The sequence below is a fragment of the Peribacillus sp. NPDC058002 genome (assembly GCF_042886655.1).
Taxonomy (GTDB): domain Bacteria; phylum Bacillota; class Bacilli; order Bacillales; family DSM-1321; genus Peribacillus; species Peribacillus aracenensis.
Map to the genome: position 1 here is coordinate 1 of NZ_JBHVQU010000456.1, position 1,779 is coordinate 1,779.

The 1,779-nt window shown below is 40.2% G+C and carries 2 protein-coding genes; one reads left to right on the forward strand and one right to left on the reverse strand.

The genetic code is table 11. From position 1 onward, the window contains the following. Positions 1–316 precede the first annotated feature (316 nt). Entirely contained in the window at positions 317–1,300 is a 984-nt protein-coding gene (gene guaC / locus ACFVSH_RS26255; protein WP_387602191.1) for a GMP reductase, read from the forward strand. Positions 1,301–1,364: 64 nt separating this feature from the next. Here guaC and ACFVSH_RS26260 read toward each other — a convergent pair whose 3' ends face one another. Then, complete coding sequence (locus tag ACFVSH_RS26260; RefSeq protein ID WP_076364546.1) at positions 1,365–1,706, reverse strand: zinc ribbon domain-containing protein YjdM; 342 nt, start codon at positions 1,704–1,706, stop codon at positions 1,365–1,367. Between the last annotated feature and the right edge of the window lie 73 nt (positions 1,707–1,779).

Genomic DNA, 1,779 nt, shown 5'->3' on the forward strand with positions numbered 1-1,779 from the left:
CTCCTGCAGGAAAAGCGAGTCCAGGGGAGACCCCACAGGCGCAAAAGCGCCGAGGGCGGACCGCCCGCGGAAAGCGAGTGCCTGGAGAGGAAATCAACGTTCGCATTTTACAAACCCTCAAAAAAACTGTTAGCAAAAGAGTTCGTTCGTCTTTTTCAGCTTCCTGCCCTGTAGCGGATTTTCCATCAAACTGAAAAAAAATCAAAATAAAACCATTAAAAATTTTGACTTACTGTCAAAAATGATGTACATTACCTATTGGGCGAACAATTTTAATAATTAAAGATAAAAATATTCGTATATAGAGGTGCATAACATGGAAAACGTGTTTGATTATGAAGATATTCAATTAATTCCTGCAAAATGTGTAGTAAATAGTCGTTCTGAGTGTGATACATCCGTTACATTGGGTAAACATACATTCAAGTTACCTGTAGTACCTGCCAATATGCAAACGATCATTGATGAACAGATTGCCATTTACTTAGCTGAAAACGGTTACTTTTATGTAATGCATCGTTTTGAGCCAGAAAAACGACTGACTTTCATTAAAGATATGCATTCACGAGAATTGATCGCTTCCATCAGTGTAGGCGTTAAAGAAGAAGAATACGGATTCATTGAACAATTATCGGCTGACAACATTGTGCCTGAATACATTACTATAGATATTGCACACGGCCATTCCAATGCCGTGATAAAGATGATACAGCATATTAAAAAACATTTACCTGAAAGTTTTGTCATTGCAGGAAATGTGGGAACTCCTGAAGCGGTTCGGGAATTGGAACATGCCGGTGCGGATGCTACAAAGGTTGGCATCGGGCCAGGGAAAGTTTGCATCACTAAAATCAAGACTGGATTTGGTACGGGCGGCTGGCAGCTAGCTGCACTTCGCTGGTGTGCAAAAGCGGCAAGCAAACCAATCATAGCTGACGGCGGCATTCGCACGAACGGTGATATTGCTAAATCAGTTAGATTTGGAGCTTCCATGGTCATGATCGGTTCACTATTTGCTGGACATGAAGAATCTCCAGGGCAAACGATCGAGAAAGATGGAAAGGCCTTTAAAGAATACTTTGGTTCAGCTTCTGAATTCCAAAAAGGTGAGAAGAAAAACGTTGAAGGTAAAAAGATGTATGTCGAGCACAAAGGATCTTTGGAAGATACGTTGAAGGAAATGGAACAAGACCTTCAGTCTTCCATTTCATATGCCGGCGGAACCAAGTTGGAAGCGATCCGGAATGTGGATTATGTCGTCGTTAAGAACTCTATCTTTAACGGTGACAAAGTTTATTAAGAAGGAATCATTAAACGTAAAAAAGAACGGCCTAATCAATGGATTAGGCCGTTTTTTATACTAATTATATCTTTTTAACAAATTGGGATTTTAATTTCATTGCACCAAAACCATCAATCTTGCAATCAATATCATGATCTCCATCAACTAGACGGATGCTTTTGACTTTAGTGCCCATTTTTAAGACGGATGAGCTCCCTTTCACTTTAAGGTCCTTGATTACCGTAACGGTATCACCATCGTTCAAGGCATTTCCATTAGCATCCTTGATAGTCTTCTTTTGATCACCGTTTTCCGTTTCCGCTTCCACCGCCCACTCATGGGCGCATTCCGGGCAAACAAAAAGACTTCCATCTTCGTATGTATATTCTGAATCACATGCAGGGCAATTAGGAAAATCAGACATAAATTCACTTCCTCCATTCGTTATTGTCAATTCTAATATAATAATGGTTTACACACAACCGGAGTCTATTATC